Annotated in this window: 26 protein-coding genes; 13 read left to right on the forward strand and 13 right to left on the reverse strand. The window is 31.0% G+C overall.

Going from position 1 to position 20,216, the window contains the following annotated elements:
* Nucleotide 1 precedes the first annotated feature (1 nt).
* The 13 genes from M0R80_04150 to M0R80_04210 form a co-directional block, all read right to left on the reverse strand.
* Nucleotides 2-244 carry a hypothetical protein gene (locus M0R80_04150; protein ID MCK9458808.1) on the reverse strand — a complete coding sequence of 81 codons (243 nt, stop codon included), beginning with the start codon at nt 242-244 and terminating at the stop codon, nt 2-4.
* Nucleotides 245-499: 255 nt separating this feature from the next.
* Complete coding sequence (locus tag M0R80_04155; protein ID MCK9458809.1) at nt 500-904, reverse strand: hypothetical protein; 405 nt, start codon at nt 902-904, stop codon at nt 500-502.
* Nucleotides 901-1,197 (reverse strand): hypothetical protein, encoded by a 297-nt coding sequence (locus tag M0R80_04160; protein MCK9458810.1) that lies wholly within the window; start codon nt 1,195-1,197, stop codon nt 901-903. The genes M0R80_04155 and M0R80_04160 overlap by 4 nt, the downstream gene beginning before the upstream one ends.
* Before the next feature lie 2 nt (nt 1,198-1,199).
* A complete protein-coding gene (locus M0R80_04165; protein MCK9458811.1) occupies nt 1,200-1,550 on the reverse strand; it encodes a hypothetical protein in 351 nt (116 codons plus the stop codon).
* Between the two features lie 65 nt (nt 1,551-1,615).
* A complete protein-coding gene (locus M0R80_04170) occupies nt 1,616-1,843 on the reverse strand; it encodes a hypothetical protein (GenBank protein ID MCK9458812.1) in 228 nt (75 codons plus the stop codon).
* On the reverse strand, nt 1,836-2,069 hold the full coding sequence (locus M0R80_04175) for a hypothetical protein (GenBank protein MCK9458813.1): 234 nt from the start codon (nt 2,067-2,069) through the stop codon (nt 1,836-1,838). The genes M0R80_04170 and M0R80_04175 overlap by 8 nt, the downstream gene beginning before the upstream one ends.
* Before the next feature lie 11 nt (nt 2,070-2,080).
* Nucleotides 2,081-2,335 carry a hypothetical protein gene (locus M0R80_04180; GenBank protein ID MCK9458814.1) on the reverse strand — a complete coding sequence of 85 codons (255 nt, stop codon included), beginning with the start codon at nt 2,333-2,335 and terminating at the stop codon, nt 2,081-2,083.
* 25 nt (nt 2,336-2,360) lie between these two features.
* Nucleotides 2,361-2,627 carry a hypothetical protein gene (locus M0R80_04185; protein ID MCK9458815.1) on the reverse strand — a complete coding sequence of 89 codons (267 nt, stop codon included), beginning with the start codon at nt 2,625-2,627 and terminating at the stop codon, nt 2,361-2,363.
* Between the two features lie 670 nt (nt 2,628-3,297).
* Nucleotides 3,298-3,942, reverse strand: a complete 645-nt coding sequence (locus tag M0R80_04190) for a hypothetical protein (GenBank protein ID MCK9458816.1) — start codon at nt 3,940-3,942, stop codon at nt 3,298-3,300.
* Between the two features lie 96 nt (nt 3,943-4,038).
* Nucleotides 4,039-4,320: a hypothetical protein gene (locus M0R80_04195; protein ID MCK9458817.1), complete on the reverse strand. Its 282-nt coding sequence runs from the start codon at nt 4,318-4,320 to the stop codon at nt 4,039-4,041.
* Nucleotides 4,321-4,337: 17 nt separating this feature from the next.
* Nucleotides 4,338-4,586 carry a hypothetical protein gene (locus tag M0R80_04200; protein MCK9458818.1) on the reverse strand — a complete coding sequence of 83 codons (249 nt, stop codon included), beginning with the start codon at nt 4,584-4,586 and terminating at the stop codon, nt 4,338-4,340.
* A gap of 790 nt (nt 4,587-5,376) precedes the next feature.
* Nucleotides 5,377-5,520, reverse strand: coding sequence for a hypothetical protein (locus M0R80_04205; protein MCK9458819.1), 144 nt, complete (start codon nt 5,518-5,520; stop codon nt 5,377-5,379).
* 115 nt (nt 5,521-5,635) lie between these two features.
* A complete protein-coding gene (locus M0R80_04210; GenBank protein ID MCK9458820.1) occupies nt 5,636-5,779 on the reverse strand; it encodes a hypothetical protein in 144 nt (47 codons plus the stop codon).
* A 4,044-nt stretch (nt 5,780-9,823) separates the two neighbouring features.
* On the opposite strand from M0R80_04210, the gene M0R80_04215 reads away from it, so the two are divergent.
* The 13 genes from M0R80_04215 to M0R80_04275 all read left to right on the forward strand — a co-directional run bounded on the left by M0R80_04215 (nt 9,824) and on the right by M0R80_04275 (nt 20,179).
* Entirely contained in the window at nt 9,824-10,486 is a 663-nt protein-coding gene (locus tag M0R80_04215) for a TnsA endonuclease N-terminal domain-containing protein (protein MCK9458821.1), read from the forward strand.
* Between the two features lie 1,086 nt (nt 10,487-11,572).
* Nucleotides 11,573-12,814 carry a radical SAM protein gene (locus M0R80_04220; protein ID MCK9458822.1) on the forward strand — a complete coding sequence of 414 codons (1,242 nt, stop codon included), beginning with the start codon at nt 11,573-11,575 and terminating at the stop codon, nt 12,812-12,814.
* Between the two features lie 10 nt (nt 12,815-12,824).
* Complete coding sequence (locus M0R80_04225) at nt 12,825-13,622, forward strand: hypothetical protein (GenBank protein ID MCK9458823.1); 798 nt, start codon at nt 12,825-12,827, stop codon at nt 13,620-13,622.
* Complete coding sequence (locus tag M0R80_04230) at nt 13,623-14,420, forward strand: glycosyltransferase (GenBank protein MCK9458824.1); 798 nt, start codon at nt 13,623-13,625, stop codon at nt 14,418-14,420.
* Nucleotides 14,417-15,022: a hypothetical protein gene (locus M0R80_04235; GenBank protein MCK9458825.1), complete on the forward strand. Its 606-nt coding sequence runs from the start codon at nt 14,417-14,419 to the stop codon at nt 15,020-15,022. The genes M0R80_04230 and M0R80_04235 overlap by 4 nt, the downstream gene beginning before the upstream one ends.
* Before the next feature lie 270 nt (nt 15,023-15,292).
* A complete protein-coding gene (locus tag M0R80_04240; protein MCK9458826.1) occupies nt 15,293-15,733 on the forward strand; it encodes a hypothetical protein in 441 nt (146 codons plus the stop codon).
* A gap of 73 nt (nt 15,734-15,806) precedes the next feature.
* On the forward strand, nt 15,807-16,409 hold the full coding sequence (locus tag M0R80_04245) for a hypothetical protein (GenBank protein ID MCK9458827.1): 603 nt from the start codon (nt 15,807-15,809) through the stop codon (nt 16,407-16,409).
* 4 nt (nt 16,410-16,413) lie between these two features.
* A complete protein-coding gene (locus M0R80_04250; GenBank protein MCK9458828.1) occupies nt 16,414-17,061 on the forward strand; it encodes a PD-(D/E)XK nuclease family protein in 648 nt (215 codons plus the stop codon).
* Nucleotides 17,062-17,072: 11 nt separating this feature from the next.
* The gene (locus M0R80_04255; GenBank protein ID MCK9458829.1) at nt 17,073-17,366 is read left to right on the forward strand and encodes a hypothetical protein; all 294 of its coding nucleotides are present in this window, start codon (nt 17,073-17,075) and stop codon (nt 17,364-17,366) included.
* A gap of 528 nt (nt 17,367-17,894) precedes the next feature.
* Nucleotides 17,895-18,785: a hypothetical protein gene (locus M0R80_04260; protein ID MCK9458830.1), complete on the forward strand. Its 891-nt coding sequence runs from the start codon at nt 17,895-17,897 to the stop codon at nt 18,783-18,785.
* Between the two features lie 63 nt (nt 18,786-18,848).
* Nucleotides 18,849-19,361, forward strand: coding sequence for a hypothetical protein (locus tag M0R80_04265; protein ID MCK9458831.1), 513 nt, complete (start codon nt 18,849-18,851; stop codon nt 19,359-19,361).
* A gap of 31 nt (nt 19,362-19,392) precedes the next feature.
* Nucleotides 19,393-19,698, forward strand: a complete 306-nt coding sequence (locus tag M0R80_04270; protein MCK9458832.1) for a hypothetical protein — start codon at nt 19,393-19,395, stop codon at nt 19,696-19,698.
* A 16-nt stretch (nt 19,699-19,714) separates the two neighbouring features.
* Nucleotides 19,715-20,179, forward strand: coding sequence for a hypothetical protein (locus M0R80_04275; protein ID MCK9458833.1), 465 nt, complete (start codon nt 19,715-19,717; stop codon nt 20,177-20,179).
* The last annotated feature ends 37 nt before the right edge of the window (nt 20,180-20,216 follow it).

Raw genomic sequence — 20,216 nt, forward strand, 5'->3', positions numbered from 1 at the left:
TTTATTCCTCTTTAATCGCTTGTCTTAATGCTATAATTATCTCTCTATCGGTACAATTTTCTATATTTTTGTGCTTAATCTCCCTATTATCATCTCTAAATGTTAATACCTCTCCTTCTTTTATTTTGGCGGTTGATCCTGTTGTTTGACATACAACGGTATATAAATATATGCCAGTTTGTAATTTTTCGCCGTTTAACCCTTCAAAAGTTATACTTTCCTCAATTATACTTATTTCAAACATTTTTATTCCTCCAATTTTATTTAATCTATCGTTAAATAATCGTTATATCCTTCGGCGGCCAATGATTTAATACTATTTAATTTAGATCTAAGTATTCTTTTCTTTTCTTCGGACTGGATTTTATTAAAATCTTTACATCTATGAGTAACAATATTATATGAGAATAAATATGTAAGTCCATAAATAGAACCTAAATAATCTTCCCATATTTTTATATTTCCGTTCTGGTTTGCTCCTATAATTATTCTCATAAATTTATTCCTCCAATTTAATAATTTCCTCATATTCTATCGGATTTATTCCACCATAATTATATTTAAGTATCCATATTCCTTTATGGTTTATGGATATATCCAACGAAATATTAATATCACATTTATTAAAATGCGCTCCGAGGTTATCAAGGTTAATATGTGGCTGAGGAAGAATTAAAGGGTTTATATCACTATAATAGTTTTGATTAATAACGGTTTGCGCTATTACAGCAAAGCCTACAAAATTTATACTATGAAGATCTAAAAGTTTAGAACTATGAAGATTTAAAAAACTGTTATGTGTCGCTATTTGTTTAATTAGATCAATTAAATTATCTGAATCTGCACGTTGGAAAAACGCTATTAGGTCTTTTCCGTCGGTAATACATAATAAACCTTTCATCATAGCGCATAACTCCATAAGCTTTTATTTATTACTTTTTTGTATTCTATTTGTTCGTATTTTCTTTTCTCTTCAAGTTCTATATTAATATTGTTTTCAATGGCTTGAATAAAGCCTAATTGATACTCTTTTGGCAGTCCTTCTAATACTTTTTTAACCGTTTTATATTTCTCTTTATCATATTCGTAAATAGTATCAATCCTTAGACCTATATCTAAAGGATCTAAGTTTAAAGCCTTAGATAACCTCTCATTATCTTTTATGACTTTTTGCATTTCTTTATAAGAGAGTGACATATTTATTTCTCCTCATAACTTAATACTTTTTCCTCATGCAATAACTGTATTAATTCCATTAGAGTTATATAGAAAGGTTCGTTTAATTTTATCTTATCCATCTCAATCTTTTGCTTTTCCATGAAAGTGAAAAGCTTTTCAACGTCTATTTTAATTTTATCCTGGGAATTATATATAAATTCCTCGGCAATATTCATAGGAGAGCCAAAAGTCTTTTTATTTTCATAATTCCATACAATAAAATTTGTTGGAATATGATTTTTATTTAATAGGTTAAAATATTCTTGTGGTAGCGCAAAATCTATTTTATCAGTATTTAAACCGGCAATTTTAGCTAAATTAGATTTATTCATGTTTATCATATCTCCTTTAATTAATTGCTCAAAAAGATAGATTTAACTATCTTAAATTGAGTTAATTAAGGAAAATATTTCTCTTCAAGTATTCTAAACTGTCCAATTGCATAACCTTCTTTATCTAAGATTTTAATTCCATTGTATTTATTCATTAAGTAGCCATCTTTTATTTTAATTCCTTTATCATTAAATGCTAATTCTCCTTCTTTTATTTGTTTTCTAATTTGGTATAAGACTTTATTAATGTCTTTTATTTCATTGACATTAAATTTAATTGATAGTTCAAACAAGTTTATTCCACCTTACAAATATATAGTATTTTATAGCTTTTCCTGAAATATCAAAATTTTCGGTTATTCCAAGACCAATATTTTTTAAATACAAATATGTTTCTGTTTTTATTCTTGGAACAATAATAATATTATGGAATTTTTCTATTTCTATCTTTATCTCCTCATCTTTTAATCCATCTAAATTTATAAGCATTTCTTTTATTTCATAAAGAGGATTAAACATATTAATATCTCCTATATTGGATAAATTTCTGCCTTACATCCCTCTTGCCTTATTACATCCCAACAATAATATAATAATGTTTCTCCTTTAGGATTAGAATAATTTGATGGATTTATAAACCAGGTTTTTCCACAATTAGGACAGATAACCCCTATATTTTTATTTATTTCACTTCTTTTTATTTCCCAAATATCCTTATTTTCATCATATCTTTTATACATTGAATCAAATACTTTTTCTTTTCTCTTTTTAGAAGCTTCATACATCGGATTATATATTTCTTTAGAAATATTAATCACCTCTTAAAAAGTCAAAATCTTTATCAGTTATTCCGCTATTATCACAAAAATCAATTATCTGATTTAAGAAATATTCCCTTAATATTCTATTCTTATCACATTCTTTTACATGAATAAAATCCTTTTTATTTTGGTCAAACCTCATTAAAGAAGGGCCGAAAAAGGGAATATTAGATAATTCTCTTATTTGGATTTTATTCATTTCTAGGTAATAAAATTTATTTTCTATGCGCTCAGTTTTTCTTATGTCCGAGTCCATAAAAGTTTTATGATCGCGACACCATTTAATAAAACTCTTTAAATTGTTTTCATACATTTTAAATCACCATGTTTTCAATCTGATATAGAGCCCTTTATCATTAAACCATTTATAGATAATATCCATCGATTGACTTTTACTTTTATCTCCCGATTCTTTAAAGTAATAATCACAAAATTCGTTTTCCGTTATACCAGTTATAAAACTTTGTGGCTCTCTAGAATTATAATGTTTTACGTTTAATGTGCCGTCGCTATTTCTTGGTTCTATGACATATTTTTTAAATCTGTCGGACATATTATTTAATCTCCTTCTTATAAACTTTCTATTATAAAGAAAAATATAAATATTTCTTTTCATATCTAGGTTTAATCGAAGCAACAACACAAAACAGATTTAGATGGTAAAGGCTCCAAATAGATATTAGCTAGTACTGATTTAGGTCCTAATTGCTTAACCTCTTTTACGGTTATATTTCTATTGTCGTATGAATCGAATAATTCCAGGTCTAATTCTCCTATATTAATAAACAAATAAAGATAATTACTTGTTTCTATGCAGGTGGAATTATAAACCCATAAGATACTATCTTCATATATTTGGTTCGCTGTTGCTGTTGCTGTTGCTCCTAAAAGGAGCATTAAAATTATTAGGTATTTATACATTTAAATCAATCCTCTTCAGTATTCATTTTCTTATACAGATTTATTAAATCACCAGTATTCAATTCTTTAATTAATTCATGTAATGATATATTACTATGAAGAATTGAAGTTATCACATAACTTTTTGAAGGTTGTCCATATTGAAAGCCAGCTTCATTAAATTTATCTGTATATAATATATCTGTTTCTATCTTTTTGGCTCCGATTGAATCCTTATCCTCATATTTATAACCTTTTCTAATATAAATAGTTGGTAGATCTAAATGTTTAGCTATTTCAATTTCGGCAGATTTATCTATTTCTATTAATTCCTTCTCTATTTCTTTTACGGTTTTCTCATTATCATAATCTGTAGTATATCCATCCGATATAAATATTTCATCATTATCTAAATCGGACTCTATTTGAGTTAAGTCTAAATATGGCCAATTTTTATTTAACTCTGATCGATTAGGATAATAGTTCATAATTTGAACTTGAATTATAGATCTATAAGAATAATCGTCACTTATATAATTATAAGATCTATAAAACAAACCGTCATCTTTGATTATATATCCATCTTTTAATAGTATCTTCTCAAATTTGTCTAATGTATTTTGAAGATTTAAATAAAATTCTTCTTGCAGCATTTCATCTTTTGATATCATATGTTTTCATTCCTCCTCATCAATTAATAGAATTCCATTTAATTCGGTCATATCAAATTGATCCATATCATCTAATAGAATTGATATTATATGTTTTCATTCCTCCTCATCAATTAATAGAATTCTATTTAATTCGGTCATATCAAATTGATCCATATCATCTAATAGAATTGATATTATATTATCAAGTTCTTCATTAGAAGCTAAAGAAAAATCTAATAATAAAGACTGATATATAGTATCAATTAAATTATTCATATCTAATGAATCGAAAATAATCGTATTTTTATATTGTTCTAAAAATTCCTCTTTTTCTCTTTTTTGTCTAAATCGCATTACATCGGCAATATTGTTTAGAATTCTTTTATTTATAGACATATTTCTATTACTCCTAATTAATTTAAATCATGTTGAAAACTTTTGCACGTCCAAGGATCATAAATATGAATTTGTTCTAAATTATTGTAATCTGCCCAATAAAAATAACATAAGCATAAATCGTGATCTTCTATTTTAATGGACATTTCATTATAAAAAGTAAATATATTGTTATAAATACTTGAATGTCCTTTTTCTTTTAATTCCTCCATTTCTATATCTAGCTTCTCATAAAATTCTATTAATTTTGCGTCGTTGTCTAACATTTCAGTTTTAAACTTTTCAGATAGAACCATTTTAATATCACTTCTTTTTATATTAAACTAATTATTATTCCATAAGATATTTTATCTTATGGTTCAAAATAATTATAAGCAATATAATTATCTTAGCAATAAATAATCATTATAATGCCAAAAATATAAGTTAAAATATAAATTAGATTGTTTTCTAAACTAAATATACTGGTTTTAATGTTATCACCTTTACATTATGGTTTATTTCTTTTTGTGGCACAAATATAGAGAAGATTCTTTTTATTTGCGTCGGTTTTTCATATACATTAAAATTCCCGTGTTTCTCTTCAACTGCTCTTTTAGCCGCGGCGACGCGACGGTTATATTTTCGTTGTTGGCCATGAGACATTTTAAATCAATCCTAATTTTACAAATTGAAAATATAAAATAATCACAAAAATCATAACGATTACAGATTTAATAGTATTTTCGGACATTTATTCAATTCCTCCAAAAGTATATATTAAACAAATTGTAGGATATACAATTAATAGAGCTATTCCGGCTATGCAATATACGAATTCAAGCATTGAAATGCTTTTATAGTATTTGATTAAATTTTGCATTTTTAAATCACTCCTTTAAATAAGAGACAAAAGAATTAATAAATTACAAATCTCCTATCTTCCATATTATCACTCCTTTTAATAATAAATGTCTCCTAATGCCAAATACACGAAATATGTAACAAGATATATAAAAATTGCTGTGATCTTTAACAAAACAATTATATCATCTTCCATATTAAGACCTCCTTCTATCAAGAAAGCATAACATAAACCAGTACATCAAGCAATCCAATCGCCAATGTAATGTAGTCGATTTCGTTTTCGTTTTTAGTTGCTTCAGCCAACAAAATTATCCCCATCGCTAGGGTTGCCGCATTTAACAAAACTTCTTCCATATTAAGACCTCCTTCTATCAAGAAACCATTAAATATATTATATAAAGTTCCACTCCAATCACCGCAGACAAAATCAAATTTTTTATTAGATTATCCATATTAAGACCTCCTTCTATCAAGAAAGCATAACATAAACCAGTACATCAAGCAATCCAATCGCCAATATAATGTAGTCGATTTCGTTTTCGTTTTTAGTTGCTTCAGCCAACGAAATTATCCCCATCGCTAGGGTTGCCGCATTTAACAAAACTTCGAACATTATACCTCCTAATAATAAATGTCTCCTAATGCATAGTAGAGTAGGATAATAAAAATTGTAACATACGCTAAAATTCCGAGTATCTTTAACAAAACAATTATATCATCTATATCGAATTCGTCCATTTTGTATCGCTCCTTAATTTATTACTGCTATTATTGGGTTTTGTTTAAAGATATCATAATAATTTAGTACTTTTTATCTAAATCTCTTAATGGAATTCTTAACGATCTAATTAAGGCCCGAGATTTAGAGAAAATAATTTTTGTTCTTGGTCGCAAGTCTATTCATAAGGGATAAGTAGTATTCCCGCACCTCGGATTAAAAAACTCCTCGGCTGTCAGTATAAAGAGCCGGAAATGTTAAGCCCTTTATCCTTAGCTCCCCACGGCGATTTAAAAAGGTTCGTGGCGGTTTGCTGTTTTTCGTTTCTCGCGACAATAGAGCAAAAACTTAACTCTTTACCGTCGCGTTTTTTAGTAATCCGAGGTTGGGTTTTCCCTTAATCTTTTTCTCTTATTTCAGTATAAGGGAATTCGTGGCAACCTCGCCACAATTACCGGTTATTAGCCCTTCTCTGTAGGTTTGCTCTATACTCTACTATGCTTTAGTAGTATTTATACTTTTTTAGTTAAGACTACACCTTATAAATACAAAATAAACTAATTTGCGAAATATAAATATCAGTAGAGCTATAAACAAAATAAGACTTATCCTTTTTGAGCTCTAAAAGTCATATAACGCCGCGAAAGGTTTGATTTATCCTTTTTGAGATACAAAATCGATATGAGAAGACACGCCGCAAAACAAAACGTAGATCTAATGGATTATTGGTTTATCTCGCGCGAGCTCAGATATTACTTTGATCTTTTTAGTGAAAAATAGGTTTGAATATCGGATTCACAAGGCTCATTTCTGAGCCGAAGCGAGCCTAAACAAAAAGAGAAGTTTATACGAACAAAATAGCATAATGCGCCGGAAATATATAAATTAAGCAACAAATAGAATTATGATTATTTAATTCGAATAGTATATTCCGAAGGAATGTATAAGATAAGGCTTTACTGATATTTATATAATATACGCAGTTTATGACCACGTAGAATCGATTTTAAGCCTACTTAAAAATATAGTGATAAATTAGTAGCATTTAAAGGTAAAGTCTTAAATTTGGTCATTCTAGATAAGTATGGAAGATTATAGAAGGTTATCATATTGATTTTGTCTTTTGATCTAAATTGATCTTATTAAGGTTATAAGTTTAATATATAATTATCAGTAGGACTTTACATAAGTTTATATACTGCCTAGTAGGCAGATTAATAATAATGTATGAAACTAATTCGCTAGGTTTAAAATAAGACTTCGAGATAATAAAGAGATATGTGAGTGAGTCCAGGATTATTATAAATTAGATATGGCCATTGTGCGAAGGCTCTCTTGATACTGATTTTGTTTAGAATATGGGTTTGTATGTAAAACGTAGTACAAAACATTGATTTAGTAGCATAGTGTAAGACTTGAAGAGTAACCGAAAAGTTTATATACTTAATTCTTTTATAAGGATTCTTCTATATTAATATAAATATTGTAACGATATATATAAATACAGGTCGATAGAAGTGTTCCTTTATAATAATATAATTATAAAACTTAAGGTATTAAAGAATGAAGGTTTATAATAATTATTAAGGATTTATATAAATATCAGTAAAAACCTTAAATATTGATGTTTTTATTGTAAGAAAAATCTACTGATAATTATATATAAATATTTGAGTGATTAGAATTGGTGGATTTAGATATAAATGGTTATATAGAAGTATAAAAATTAATAAGGTCTATATGAAGATTACAATATAATAATATGTTTATAATTATGAGATTGGTAATGATTATGACTTTTACCGAAGGGTTTATATAGTAGAAAGCCGGCAGATGTTGCCTACCCATAAATAAAAATGGTTGAATAAAAATACCCGATTTTGGCGTATTTTTACAATTTGTTGGATAAATGAAGGTTAATAGGTAATTAATGTATAAAATAAACGTTAGATTAAATAGTAGTTGTCCAAAACTCAAAATAATCGTGTTTTTTTAAGGCCTTTTTTCCCCTACTCTTATCTTTATATTCTCTATTATTATTCTACCTATATTTATATATATGTATTATTATACTATTACCCTATTTTTTACTTTAAGTATATATAAATAGTATAAGTAAAGTATATAATAATTCTACTGATAACTAAAGTTATAATTATAAACTTTAAAGAATAGTGATACTCTAAACACTCTTTTTGTTTTTATGGCTAAAATCAGCGATGGAAGACATTTATAACGATTAAGTTTTTAATGAAGTATACATCATCATAAGATGAATTTAATATAAATAACAGGAGCCTTCGAACTGTCTAAAATTTGCAGATTAAAAAAAAGACACAACAATAATAAAACTTTTAACGTGCCGCGACAGATCAAATGATGGAAAAATCTATCATGATTAATCATTATTAAAATTCTTTTTATTATTATAAACATAAATGAATAGTGATCAAAAAAAAAAGGAGTATTTGCGTATTTTTATAAATATAGCACTTTTTTAATCGCTCCGCAAAGTGTTAGGTAATTCTTTAATAATTTTTACACTTTACACCATAGGTAAAAACATAAGGTTCTCCTGCTATTTATATTTAAATCATCTTATGATGATGAACTTAATAAAATTCAACTGAAGTAAATACACGTCTACTGTATGTGTTTTTTCGTATTTTTGTTCATAAGATCATTTATATAAAAATACCTCATCACTATTCATTTGGGTTTATATTTATACTTTTCGTGATGTAAGTCCGCTGATATCGACGCACTTTTTAAGACTGATTTCTGAGGAGATAATTTGATTAATATATTATTACATTTATTAATAATGTTTTATACATAACTATTAATCATTATAAACATGGAGTTTTATGATCTTAAATCAATTAAACTTGCGTCGCGATGTACTAATATGTACATTGAGAATTTTTAATAATTAATAATATAATTTAACTTTGAAATATTTATATATAAATCCTGGGATTGAACAGCTTAATAACGATTTATGATATTAAACGCTAATGTTTATAAAATATATAAGATTTATATATGTGGTGATACATTTTATATATTAAAAATGTATTTATGAATGTGAAATGTATATAGACATTATAATATTGTAAATACTTTGCGTTTAAGTATATAAAGATATGATAGATAATAAGGATTGAAAAGTAATGAATTGATTGATAAGATAATATAGATGTATAAGTTTATAATATGGTTAATCATATTAAACCTAGTCAATTGGCTTGATATATCGATATGTAGCGAATAGCATACAGTAGAACCATAAGGCTTTTTGAAGTACTTTTCTATGCTGATAAGTAAGCAGATCCGCGGAGCAAAAAGCATATTCTTATAGTGTAGGTATTTGCCGACTTAACATAATAACAAATCACTATGATTTATAAATGTATATATTTAATATTAAGGTATTTAATCCATATTATTGAAAAGAAATATTAAAATAGATATGGTTATAATACTTAATAATGTTTAATAGATTAATTATATTAATTAATTTAAAAGTATATGAAATATATAATAATTATTATATCTTATATAGAATAAATGTATTTAATAAGTCGAGTAATATAAAAGTAATTATATATTATTAATTTTATGGGAGGGGGTGGATAAAATTAAAATTCGCGCGGCTACTAACGGGCACAGCTATACAAAAATGACAATACCGTATCTTACCTACGCTTACCGTAATAACAATATTTACTTATATTTACTTATAACTACCAAAAACTTTATATAGTAATAGGTGTATTTCATATTTATTATGTCGATAAATAAATTTAAGACAAGTGTTGCTCTATCTCGCGAAACACTGGAATGGGTTGAGGAACAAATCAAGTCGAAAAAGTTTAGTTCAGTGAGTCATGCGTTTGAGTATTTGGTTGAGCAGGAGAAAAACAGGAGTTAATTTTTATGTTTGAAAAGAAAATTAAAATTAATAATGTTTTATATGACTTGAAGTATAATCCAAGTTCAAAATCTTGGATGTATCAAGAGTTAATATGTCAATGTGGTTGTGGAGGACATCTAATATATAACAAATGCCATAATCAAAATGGAATTCCTAAATATATTAAAAATCACTATTGCAAGGGTCCAATAGCAGAACAAAGGAAAGATGAATATAAACAATGGGAGAAGCAATTTGAGGGTGACTATTTGGAATATAAATATCAAATAGTAGAAGACTTTCAAAGGAGATCTTCGCGAGGAAGAGTTGGGGTCTATCATTCTTTAAAGACGAATACTTCATTATTTTATGCCTCTTCTTACGAAAAAAGAGCTATGGAAATTTTGGATACAGATACAAACATCAAAACATATAGTAACTGTAAATTTTTTATAAATTACACAGATCCCGAAAAGAATAAAGTTCATAATTATTTTCCAGATATTTCTGCTGAATATGAGACTGGCGAGAAAAAGATTATAGAAATAAAATCGGAATATCAAGTATTAGATCCAAAAAACCTCGCCAAGTTCGCAGCCGCCAGAGAATATTGCGGACAGAACAACCTTGAATTTGAAGTCTGGACTGAAAAAGATTTAGACCTTAAAAATAAGGGTTGTGGATGAGCACTATTTTTTACTACAAAATTTAAACCCAATACGAGTAGATTAAATAGTAGCTTTGCGCTCACTCTATGGAGTTCGCGTAGCGCCATCTAATATGGCGCATATACCTCTTCACAAGTTTATATTTTCTTCGTAAGTTATATTCCATTTATAAATTTTCATAAATTAACTATAACGGATGCCCACGATGAGAATCTAGTGAGGCCCAGTTATTCTCCTCCACCTAAATGTTGCCACGAACTAAACCATTATTTAGCAATATTGTGGAACGGAGACATAACTACGTGCTGCGGAGACCTCGCCGGGGAGAATATTTGTGGGAACATTTTTAACAAAGGAATCGCGGGAGGAACGAGACGAGGCTCTCTTTGTGAGAAGTGTAATATTTATAGGTGATAAAAATTTTTTATTTTTAAACTACAATACAGTTAGATTAAATAGTTGTTGACGATAACTTTATATACAATAAACACAATACATATTTCTATGGCTTGCGGAGGGTATTCTGATCATTGTGATGTTTCCGGATATTATGTAGATTACCGCCCGCCGTTTTCGTATCAGAACACAACTTGTTATGTTTGGAGTAATACTAATGAGTGTGGGGAATCATATTTTGTTGACAATTCTGGATGTTATAAAAATATAAGTCATCACAACTATTCTAATTACGCAAATATACCTCATGACAATATAAATTTCAATAATGGTATATTTGGCAATGTTCCGTTTTCTAATTGGAGTAATTACACAAACTCTCCTCACGGAGATACCCCAAGTTGGAGTAATTATGTTTTTACTACAAACTGGTATAATCACTCCAACCACAGCAACAACTCGGGAAATTCTTACGTTCATATCAACTCAACGCCCCATACAGATTTGAGGCCTCATACAAACAATCCTCACGGAGACGATCCTTGGTATAATTGGAGTAACTATCAAAATACTCCATTTAATAATGGTGTTTTCGGGAATACCCCATTTTATAATGACCCTTGGTATAATTGGAATAATTATGGGAACAGTCCATTTTCTGATTTTTGTAATCACACAGATACTTATATTTAGAGAGGATGTACATATATGTCTACAATTTTAATTTATCCAAAAACAACTTGCGAAGTTGGATGCGAATATTGTTTTTCTAAACCGAACGAAAAGCAAAATTATGATAAAGAAAAAATGATGGTAGTAATTAAAGAGGAAATCAGGAAAGATCGGATATCTAATAATGGCCACGATCCAACCGTTGTTTTGCACGGAGGAGAAATTTGTTTTCTTCCTTTAATTGATTTAGAATATTTTTTGAAAGAACTAGAAGATATCGGCATAATCTGTGGACTTCAAACATCATTAATGGGAATGACAAGGGATCACGTGAGACTTTTTAAAAAATATAAAGTGAGGATTGGAGTTTCGGTAGACGGCCCAAAAGAGTTGAATATTTTGAGGGGTCCAAGAAACGAAGGGCGGAATCGAGAATACCAAAACGAATTAATTGAAAACCTAAAAATACTAAAAGACGAAGGATTAAGATGGGGAACAATTTGTGTTCTTTCGAAAGCTAATGCGTCTAAAGAAAATCTTCCTGTTTTATTGAACTGGATAAGAGAAAATAAAATAGAAGCAAGATTTAATGCCATGTTTGTGCCTACTTTTGATTTACGTTTGTCAAAATGGATGTTATCTTGTGATGAATTAAAAAATGCTTGGATTGAAATATCTAGGGTCTCAATAGAAGAAAACCTTCCAAGTATTGATCCCACAAGAGATTATATTGAGTCTCTGCTTGGATACAGTACTGCATCTTGTTCTACGTCTTCTAAGTGTGACTACGCTACTACGGTATGTGTTACAGTTCTTGGAAACGGGGAAATTAGTAGATGTGATCGATGTTTACAAGATGGAGTTTATTTAAGATCTAAAGAAAAGAAAAGTACATCTAGAAGCGATATGTTAGAAAAAACCGAGTGTTCTGGGTGTAAATATTTTAATGTTTGTGGAGGAGGGTGTCCTTCTGAAGGTATAGGTGGGGATTTTAGAAGAAAAACTTACTATTGTGAAGCTGTTTATGGAGTGTTTGAGTATTTAGAAAAACAGTTGCGGGGTATACTTCCAAATATAGTACTCTCAATAGACGATCCAAATTATAAAAAAAATGAACCCTTTAATTGGTCAAGAAATATGCAACGTGGAACTCGTGGAAGTAGTCCACGCCCTCAAGACTCCGACAAGCATCATCTTTGTGAACAGTCTGGGGAATGCCATGATAAAGGACACGCGAATTCTCCTCACGGGGACCATATGAATCATATTAATAGGTAGGGAGAATAATATGTCAACTATTTTACCATCCAAATGGAATTCTTGGTTATACGAGTTTTCTAAAAAGGCTCAAATTCTTTTTTCAAGAACAGAATTTGAGATGACTGCATCGGGGAAGAGAAAGGTTGGAACGCTTCATCTAGATCCGACCAACTTTGATACGCAACTGGAACAATTAACCAACAGGGGATTATGTTTTGTTCCAATTTTTAGATCTAAAAGAGTAGAAGGATTCAGTCATAATTTAGAAATTGAAGACAAAATATATAAAGATACAGTTGTTTATGGGGTGATTTCAACCAATTTAGAGTGCGCAAAAGAGTTTAGAGATTTATATAAAACCAAGGATTCCGTAATTAGTCCAGATCATAGAAAAATTGGAGATCTTTTGGGGTATCCTTCTTGTTGTTCGTCTTTTTTTGATGAGAATTTTAAAGATGACAAAGACCCTATTTTTAAGATGGCATCTAATTCGGACCCAGCATCAAAGAACTTTTGCTATAAAATAAACAATCTTGTAAGAGAAAATGCTATCCATCTCAGATATTTTGGTTTTAGGGTTATACCTTGGGTTCCATGTTCATATTACTGCGGAGAAAGTTTGAAATATTCTAAACAGTGGATAGATTTAATGTATGAATTAGACCATGACGTTACCGAAAAATTACTGGAAATTCTATCAACTCCAGGCGAATTTAGTTTAGTAAACGGTCAAATGTTATGGAAATCTGATTTATTCATTGGAATGTGCGATGCGCTAGAGGATTATTATATTGAGCCCAGGAGAATAACAATTTCTGGTGAATAAATGACCAAAACAAACATTGCCGGAATTTTTACAATAAGAAACGCGGTTGATGCTGGATATCCGTTCGTAGAGTCTATTTTATCCGCACTTTCTTTTTGTGATTCTATTCTTGTAAACGACGGAGGCTCAAATGATGGAACCCTTCAATACCTTTTTAAGTTGAAAGAATTATATCCACAAATTAAAATATATAAAATTCTAGACGTAGGGAAAGTTCGCTGGCAAGCTATAGATGATGTTTTGAATGTATTAATTAAAAAGGTTGATACTGATTGGATATTTGAACTCCAGGGCGACGAAATGTTTCACGAAAAAGATGTAAATTTAATAAAAAATATAATAAACAATACAAAATGTAATGGAATTCGTAGCTCTCGTGTAGATTTAACTTCGTGGGATACAGATGTAAATAAACCTACATATAAAATGGGAACCATGAGATTAGTAAGAAATATTGATGGTCTTACCTCTGACTGGGGAGGCGATCATTTTACTATAAATCATAACCCTTTTCCAAGAAAAGGGTTTACTCTTCATAATGTTCCACCCGAATATGACGCCCTAAACTTAAACTTATATCATTTTTGTGATATATTCCCTGGAAATTCAAAAATTAAAGCGAAAAGACATGCCGAACATCTTGCGTGTACTGCTCCAGAAAGAATAAGCGCTTATGATTCAAGAAAAAATTCTCATATTCATAAAACACAATCAAAAAATATAAGTCAATTTCCTTTGTTAATGCAAGGATTATGCGGCTCGCAATATTACAATGTAAGGGAAGAATTGTTGAAATGATAATTGAATTAGGGGATTATGAAGCGGAAATAAATTGCTTATATTGCGGTAGAACGGAGTATACTGAACAATTGGTATATCCACGCCAAGGACGCGACAGGAATGGGCAAATAAAAAGTAATTTGTTCGGAGTGTATGCCACTCAGTATAAAGAAGTTGCCGCGTCTCATGCCGTAACATTTAACGTTGACGGGTTTGTAGAGTTTAATAAATATGGATATCTTTATATATTAAACCCAGACGATTTTGTCCAGTTAGATTCCTGGCGATTCATAAGTTATGATCCAGTAAAGCCTATTACATTTGAAATTGTTAAACCAATAGAATATTTACATAATATATTAAACGGAGAATGGCAAGGAACAACCTCTTATGGAACTAAAAAATTGGTATTAAAATTTAATTCATCAAAAACTATAAAAACAGAGAAGGATGATTATATGATAAATGAGTTGAGCGATCCAAAAGTTGTTGCTAAAGAAATTTTACATAATGAAATTTTGGAAGTTATAGATAAATTTGAAGAAGGTAAAATAGAACCCAGTATTTTGTGCGATATGTTAAGAAAGCTTGATAAAAATTGGGAAGAGTTCATTGAGTGACAAATACATTTAATGGGACCCAAGTAGTAGTAAAAACCGCCAGGTCTTTATCTTTGTTTTTTTCTAAAAATTCCTTTATTTTGTTAGGGCAATCCGAGGCGAATATTACACTTTTAGGAAAGGTATTTTCTTTGTTACACACAAAGAACCTAAATTTACAAGATGTCATAGAAACATAGTTTAGTTTTTAAGATATATAAATGTTATTACAATTTATTTAATTCACTTTTTTAAAACAAAGAATATGTAATAAATTAAAAATCATTATTTATGACAATTCCAATTAAAGGCGGCGTTAAAACTATAATTAGCTCTGCTGCGGTGACATCTTCTGGAGTATCTGAAGAATTTGCGCTTTTGGATCACGTAAAATCTCTTATTGTCCAACTAGACGTGACCGCGGCAGCTACAGAGGTAGGAGATATTCTTGCCGTATGGCTCCAAGGAACCGTAGATGGCACGAACTTTTATGATATAGGAAGGTTCGCAGATATTCTTGGGAATGGGAACTCTAAGAGATATGTCATGGTACTCAATAGAGAATATGCCGCCGAAAGTGAGTTAATAACTCCAACCGACGCGGCAATGAGCGCTTCCACCGTAGGCCAAGGGCCGTTCCCTGATACTCTTAGGGTCAAGTATACCGTAACTGACGCGGGGGCAGATAATGCGTCTTTTACTTTTGGTATAGTTATTAATTCAATAAGATAGATACCGCAACCTTTATATCCAATCCCATCCAATTCTAAATTAATCTATTTTAAGAAGAAGGATGGCGAAAAATATGGATACCACCAAACTTGATTGGTCTCTCTTCACAAACCAAGAGAAAGAAATTTCTACGATTAATAATGAACTATACGCGCTCCGCAAACAGAAATATCCTGAATACCGGGATTCCTATTATCGATATTATAATGAATTTGGCATGAGGGGTATGATTGGAGATCTTTATAGAAAATTTGATAGATTGAAAATTATGTCGGAGAGTTATTTTGACTCAGAAATAGTCAGTAAAGAAAAAGAAATTACCGACCAATTTTATGACATTATTTCCTACTGTCAACTTCAATTGTATTGGCTGAGGAAGGAGAAGTGGGGAGGAGAGGAAAAGCATAATACTGGCGACCTTTGGAGTAATACAACTTCAGGGGATTTAAAATTACACACAAGGAAAGATGGTATAAGCGTTGTGTATGTCCCCGCTCAATCGGTTGTCCCAAGCAATATTATTGGTCGTGGCGCAAAAATTCTCGACGAGATTGTTAAAACTATGCCCGATAAAGGATTGACGATAACGCTTACTATGCGGATTCCAAATGATATAGACGAAAAGAAGCTGCGTAAATTAATCGCAGGTAAACTTCAAGAAAACTTGGGGAGATAGAAATATGTTTTCTGTTTCCGCCAGTAAAATTACAACGTATCACTCCTGCCCCCGAAAATTCTATTTACAATATATTTTAAAACTAAAAGAGCCTACAGAATCCCCGTGGCTTGAATTAGGAAGTAGGGTTCACTCTAAATTGGCAGACGGAATATTTGAGTCAGATGACCCAACCGAGAAGATATTACTTCAAAACGGAAAGAAATTCTTGGACTCTATGCCGAAAAACCCGATACGTGAGACCTCATATTCTGATCCAGGAAATCCCGGACGCTTTTATGGAGAGGTCTGCGGGCAAAAGGCGGTAGGGATTTTCGATATCCATTGGGAGCCGGAAATATCAGAGGGCGGTGATTTCAAGACGGGTCAATTTTGGAAGTCTTATACCTCTCATTTTGATATGCAGGCGTGGATTCTTAATGAGTTGTTCAAGCAAAAATACGATCAACCTTTGAAGAGATTTTGTTTCGCATTCCTAAAAGATGGATCGGTATATGAACCAGAGTGTATAAAAGACGAAAAATCGAATAAAAAAGTTGAAAAGTCTATTAAAAAGATTCTTTTTAATATAGAAGAGGGGAATTATCCCAAAAAATGCGGCAATCTTTGTGATAAATGTGGTCTGAACATGTTTTGTAGCATGGATCTCTGAGGTTTTCCCCCATGATTAAAGACCCTTTAATAGCTAAAGACGACCAAAACGTTTATTGCCCGACCTGGACACAACTTTTAGGGAAGAAAACTACTTGTCTACAACACAATTGTACCAATTTTATACCAGATCAAGAGGTAGAAGGAGAAACTTTAGAGGGATTTTGTCGAAAAGAGGGTATACTCGATGCATTAAATAGCATCATTGTCTCTTTGGGAGTTCTCTCGGGCCAGATAGATTTGACTTATCCAGAAGATCCCAATGCAGAACCCCCAAAAGAGCCAGAAAGGGATCTATATAACTAAATTAAATGACTTTATTATCCAATTTTCAGTATTAATGGTCGGGTTAATCTCGATCGCGATTGGCCGTATCTTGGGCGCTTTACACTCCAATATTGATCAAATTTTGTCTAATTTCTTAATTTTTGGTGGATTATTAGTAATAATTTGCCTATTTGTAACAATTATTCTTACTTGGAGGCGAAAATCTGCGCAAAACCTGTAAAATATGTGGTTGTAGAGTCCAATCTAGGGAGGCGATTTTATGCTCAGCGTGTTCTGACGAGGTAATCGCCGCTAAAATAGTCGGAAAACGAACTAAAAAGAGGGATTATTGGGAGGAGATGATCGAAAACTTTATATAGTATTAGATATATTAACACATAATATATTTTTAGTTAGGTGTTAATATGGATAAAATTAGAACAAGTGTTACTTTACTTCCCGCCACCTTAGAATGGATATCGGGAAAGGTCCAGCGGTGTACTTTTAGTTCTACAAGTCATGCTATCGATTACCTAGTCGCTGAGGCGAAAAGAAAGGAGGATTTAAATGGCGAAGAGAATCCCTGAAGAGGGGAGGAATCTAATTTGTAAATTATATCTCCAAGGAGAGTCTTTGAAGTTCATAAAAGGAAAATTTAATACGTGCGACGGGACCATTTACAATATATTAAAAGAAAACAACATTACCCAAAATCGCAGGGTAAAGGATCGTAGCTCTTGTTATAAAAAAGAATACAAGAAAAAGTATCGTGATGAGCATATTGAAGAGAGTAAAGAGTGGCACAAAAAGTATCGTGAGGATAACAAGGAAGTTATCAGGGAAAAGCAAAGAGAATATGACTCGAAACATAAAGAACAAAAGAAGGAATATAACAAAACAAATAAGGATAAGCGCAGTAAGATTCAAAAAGAACATATGCAGGATTTAAAACATATAGCGCTAAATATGCTTGGTGGATGTAAGTGTTTTTTATGTGGAGATACCACCATAGAACATCTCACTATAGACCACATAGATAATACTGGACACATAGACAGAAAGATGGGGTTAAAGGCGAAAAGGTTATATTTAACTATTGCTCAAGGAAGATACCCTGAAAATAAAATTTCAAATTTAAGAGTTTTGTGTTGGAATCATAATTGTGGACGAAGGAGGGAATATTTAGATCTTCCATCGAAAGATCAAACCGTTGGACAAAGATATCGGACCAAGATTTGGAAAGAGGCTTTTGATTTCTTCGGTCCGTGCCGCTGTGGAATTTCTGACTTAAAGTTTTTGTCGATATCCCATATTAATAATGACGGTGCGGAACGGAGACGCAAAGGTGAGCCTTTGGGACCAAATCTATTATCTAAATTTCGTCAAGTGGGGTGGCCAGAATCTTTAAAGGAAGAATTTTGCTTAGAGTGCTTTAACCATAATTGTAAGAAGTTTTAAGAGATTCTATCATATTTTTCCGAGAGAAACCTATAAATAGTATTAAATATATTATAATAAAACATGCCGCATAAATCCCGAAAGCGCCGCAAAGAATATAAAAAAAACTGGGTCAAAAAGAACAAAAATAAACAAAAATCATACAACCAAAAATATCGTCAAAAAATTAAAGATTTTTACAAAGAAATTAAAGAAAACTCCTTTTGTGTTCTTTGTGACGAGGCAGATGTTATTGATTTTCACCACATTAAAGATAAAGAATTTTCAATTTATAGTGGGGTGAAAGCTGGGGTTTCGGTCTCTAAACTAAAAGAGGAACTTAAGAAAACTATAAGTTGTTGCCCGAGTTGCCATCGTAAAATTCATCTAGGATTGTTGAATCGAAATGCGCGAGCAAAATATGAAAAGATTTTAATAGAATTTGGGGTGGATTATAGATATCTACCGAAAGAAGAATTAGAAAACAACAAAGAAAACGGATTCTCGAATATTCACAACGATCCTCCCAAATTCTCACAAAAGAAGTCTCAAAAGAAAATTCTTCCACATATTAACGAGGATGGTACCATTCGATAACTATTTATAGTATGAAATCTATTTTACTCGTATGTTTAAAATGCTAGATACGATTAACTGTGAGAGTTGTTGCTATGAACTTCGCTTGATTATTGACGATGAGAATTTTCTAACAATGCCTTCTGACGCTTTGGACGAACTTAATAATGTTGGTGCAGAATTTGACTTTGCAGAGAGTTTTCATGCTGATGATCCAGAAGAGGACAGCTATCTTATTATGGGGACTCTCCGCACCACCGATATTTTCGAAACCCTAATGGAACTTGAAGATTGTGATTGGGTCCTTCCAACCGTGGGCTGCGCGTGCTGCGGAAAGTCGTTAGATAAGACTGAGTAGAAAACATTTTTTTTTAATGGAGTCCGAAATGATTTCCCCAATTAATATTTTAAGTGTAACTCAGAAAGATGGTTATGAAATTAGGAATGAAGAATACTCTAATGCGGATTTTGGAGGCGAAGGAACAATAACTATGGAAATGGCCTATACTCCTTCTGGAGATTTTATTGGAGATCCTCGGATGGCCAAAGCGTTAGTTGAAAAATGGGGAATTGCTCCAGAAAAATCCGACCCATCTCATTCCATCTGCTCGATTGGTTGGGCAGAAGAATCTCAGAAATATTTCGGATGGTCTCACCGCGCGATTTATGGTTTTAAAATTGGAGATGTAGTTAAAGAGGGAGACTCAACTGCTGCGCCCGAAGGGGTCTCCCCGAGCGATAGTCCCGATGCTAAATATGGATTACCCATTGGATTTGTTGCCAAAACCAAAGAAGATTGTAGAAGGATGGCAATAGCTTTTGCTCAATCAGTGTCTTAAAACATACATCAATGTTTTTATCTATACATCATTTAAA

Source organism: Pseudomonadota bacterium (assembly GCA_023229365.1).
In the GTDB taxonomy this organism is placed as follows: domain Bacteria; phylum Myxococcota_A; class Polyangia; order JAAYKL01; family JAAYKL01; genus JALNZK01.